The sequence below is a fragment of the Natronospirillum sp. genome (assembly GCF_022565775.1).
Classification (GTDB): Bacteria; Pseudomonadota; Gammaproteobacteria; order Pseudomonadales; family Natronospirillaceae; genus Natronospirillum.
Genome location: NZ_JAIUMC010000162.1, coordinates 1 through 3,514, shown reverse-complemented (window position 1 = coordinate 3,514; position 3,514 = coordinate 1). Strand labels below are relative to the sequence as shown.

General features: G+C 61.4%; 4 protein-coding genes. All 4 read right to left on the bottom strand.

The window, feature by feature from the left end:
• Positions 1-64: 64 nt before the first annotated feature.
• Complete coding sequence (locus tag LAT62_RS16210; protein ID WP_293386259.1) at positions 65-757, bottom strand: tyrosine-protein phosphatase; 693 nt, start codon at positions 755-757, stop codon at positions 65-67.
• A gap of 368 nt (positions 758-1,125) precedes the next feature.
• Positions 1,126-2,109 carry a Stealth CR1 domain-containing protein gene (locus LAT62_RS16205; RefSeq protein WP_293386257.1) on the bottom strand — a complete coding sequence of 328 codons (984 nt, stop codon included), beginning with the start codon at positions 2,107-2,109 and terminating at the stop codon, positions 1,126-1,128.
• A 165-nt stretch (positions 2,110-2,274) separates the two neighbouring features.
• The gene (locus LAT62_RS16200; RefSeq protein WP_293386255.1) at positions 2,275-2,988 is read right to left on the bottom strand and encodes a sulfur transferase domain-containing protein; all 714 of its coding nucleotides are present in this window, start codon (positions 2,986-2,988) and stop codon (positions 2,275-2,277) included.
• Between the two features lie 39 nt (positions 2,989-3,027).
• Positions 3,028-3,514, bottom strand: a 487-nt coding sequence (locus LAT62_RS16195; RefSeq protein ID WP_293386253.1) for a hypothetical protein, incomplete at its 5' end; no start/stop codon positions are given.

Below are 3,514 nucleotides of genomic sequence, written 5' to 3'. Positions count from 1 at the left end.
GCCTCAACACACTTGAGAAAGGTGTTGAAGCCGATACGGAGAGACGGTATCTACAAATGTGCCGCTACTCCCGCCGCAATACCTTGTCCACCACCCAACTGCTGAACCCTTTGGGACGGAACGACTTGATCAGCGCAATACGCTGATAATGCTGCTCAACCCACTCCATGAACGGCACGGGCTGCCGGGCATAAAACGCTTCATACTCGCGTAAAAACGCATCCAGCACACCGGTGCGTGCCGTGCGACTGTGCAGATACCGAATCGACAAATGATCCTTGGCCCGCTCCATATTGTCCGGACTCTCGCGCAACAGGCACACCGCCGCCGCCAGCCCGGAGCGATCAGCCCCCGACTTGCAGTGAATCAGTACCGGCTTGTCGCAGGTCTCCAGAATATGATGCAGGCGCAGCAGGCGTGGCGCTCGCGGCGCGCGATTGGATTTCATGCGAATGCTGTGCAGTGTCAGGCCGTAGCGCTCGCAGGCTTCTTTCTCGAGCAACCAGGGTCCATCGGTGCCCTGCCCGCGCAGGCTGATCACGGTTTTGAACCCACGGTTTGCCAGCTTCTTCAGGCGCCAGGGCGAGGGCTGATTGGAGCGCCAGATCCCCGACACCACCTCTTCCGGCGTGTTGTAAATCGCCCGCAGAAAACCGTGATCGACCACCAACAGCTCCAGCCAGGCGAGCAAGCGGATATGCGGCCGATGCAGTTTGCGCGGCCAGGATTTTCGCCAACGCTTCAAGCCATTGAACATGCGGAGACCGAAAGTGACAAAACGGCGCTCATAGTAACGTGAGGCGCCGTGTCGCGCCAGAGCGGGGGGCCTGCGGCCCCATCGCGCAACGGGGTGCGCTCCTACGGCGGATTTGGTGCCAGTGTTCCGTAGGAGGCCACCCCGCTGGCCGATTTGATAAGGGCCCTGTGGCCCCGAGCGCGGCCAAGGCCGGCGCCTACAGTGGTGGCACGTGTGTTCCGTGGGAGGCCACCCCGCTGGCCGATTTGATAAGGGCCCTGTGGCCCCGAGCGCGGCCAAGGCCGGCGCCTACAGTGGTGGCACGTGTGTTCCGTGGGAGGCCACCCCGCTGGCCGATGGCGGCGCAGCCGCCTTGTTTTGGGGGCCTACTACCACGGCAACGGCCCTATTCGGCGTTCCAGCCATTCCATGATCAGGGCGCGATTGCGGTCATCAGCCCGATCCAGGCTCTGCACACACCCGAATGCCACGTTGGAGCGCCAATCTGCCTGCCAGAGCCAGTAGCGCAAGGCCCGATATCCGTACTGATCGGGTTTCAGCCGCAGGGTGCCCAGGCGATTGTCGATGATGGCCTCGCCGCGATACAGTTCGTCATGGCGTGCCCAGGCATCCATCAGGAATTGCTCAGCCGATCTCAGACGATAGGTCAGGTTGTTTGCGAACCGCTCGGGATGCTCGCTGGCAAGGCGTTCCATGGTCGAACGACGCAACGGATGCGGGTTGTGCGGGGTGCGAAAATAGCGATGTTCGAATCCGGCCAGTTGCGCGGCCTGTGCCTGCGCTTCCCGATACCCCGGACGAGTCTGTGCAACCGACTTGCCCGAGCGCCCTTTCAGCAACCGTCGCACTTGGCCCCAGAACTGCCGGTGAGGCTGCAGTCGCCAACCACCGCGAATGACCGGGCGCCCCTCGCGGAAAAAGTCAGTAGCCTGAACATCTCGCAGCAACACAAAATCGTCATTCAGATAGAGAAACTGCTCAGCCAGCCCCGGTACCCGCCAGATGACACTGTTGAGCGTACGTGCATTGAAGGTGGGCAGGCAGTGCTCATAACCAGCGAAAACGGCCTGATGGTCGACCAGGCAGACCCGGTCGGCGAATTCGGTTTGCTGCAAGGCAGACCAGAAAGCGGGCGTCTGGCCATCGGTAATAATGTGAATTCGGCGCAGCCAGGGGGCGAAACGCAGCAGTGATGCAATGCAGTAAGCAAACTCACCCACTTCCCGGAAACGGGTGGCACCGGCCATTCTGGGGCGGTAGCCCAGGGTTTCCAGGTAGCGGTTCAGCTTTTCCCGGTGGGCCGGGTCGTCGCCGTCTACCCAGGTAATGACGGCGTCTATGGGTGAGTTCATCGATCTCATTTATCCCTAACGGTTAACAGGGGCGGCTGCGCCGCTGAGCGCAGGCAAGTCGAGACGTCGAACCGCAGCGCCTAAAGGGTGTTGTGCCTTCGTTGTAGGCGCGCGCCTTGGCCGCGCTTGGGCCCGCTGGCCACCAAATAATGGAGGCGCGTTCTTCTACTCCCGGCGCAGCAACTTATCAACAAGCACATTGGCCCACCCGCTGGGCCGGAAGCCTTTGCGCAGGGCATTATAGTCGTAAACACCGTGCAGCCAGTCTCCAAAGGCGGTTGGCTGCTCCGCATTGGCAGCCTGATACTCCTCCAGAAACGCGTCCAGTACGCCGGTCTGCGCCTGTCTGACATGCAGGAAGCGCAGTGACAACTGCCGACTGGCCTGCTCCACCGGCACCCCTTCAAACCACATCAAATACAGCGCCGATGCCAGGCCAGCCCGGTCCGCCCCCGACTTGCAGTGGATCAACAATGGCTTTTCCGCGCTGGCCAGAATGGCCTGCAACCGCTCCACCTTATCGACCTTGGGCGGCTTGCGTGAGGCCATGTCCAGATCAATCAGTTCAACACCGCACGCGTCACAGGCCTGTTTTTCAAGTAGCCAGGCACCGCGATCACTCTCGCCCCGCAGGTTGACCACCGTGCGCAGCCCCCGCTTCTTGAGCCTGCGAATGCGTCCTGGCGTTGGCTGATTGGAGCGCCATACACCCGGAGCGATTTCGCACGGGCGATTGAAGAAAGGACGCAGAAAACCATGATCCATTACCATCATGTCCAGCCAGGCCATCAGCCGACCACGCCGCGTGTGCACGCGATCAGCGAGGCGCGCTCGCCAGCGGCGGTAAGCGGTGGTGCGGGCAGATTTGCTGGCGTTCATGGGGTGCTGTTGTCCATAAAGAGTGGCTGGGCTCAGGTGCTACTTAACAATCGGCGGTTTGCCTGGGCTGTCGAAATCATATGGGAATCGCGCCAGTAACGGCGCAAATACCTGCCCGACTCTGGCAGCTTCTTGCGGCGCATAATAGCGGCGGTAGTCGCGCTCGCGCCGGGTCTGTTTTTCATTGATATTGCGCGTTGAAAACGCCGGCATGCTGACCCCGGTTCTGGCTTGAAGGTCATTGATGGTCCCGTCCAGATCTTCAAACAGGATCATGTGGTCCAGCACGAAGTGCCCGTTGATGAAGGCATGCGGCACGATCTTGCTTTCCGCCTTGCTGATGCCATTGCCGCCCGGCTTGCTCAGCGCCTCATCAAGCCACTGACTCCAGGGCTGCTCGGCCGGTGCGGAGCGCCCGGCCCGGCCAGAGCGCTCCCACTCGTACTGAGACACCAGCATGTCCCAGGGGTTGCGAAGGCTGCTCACTTTCAGGCACTGATCCCAGAAGCGACGGCCGACCACCTGG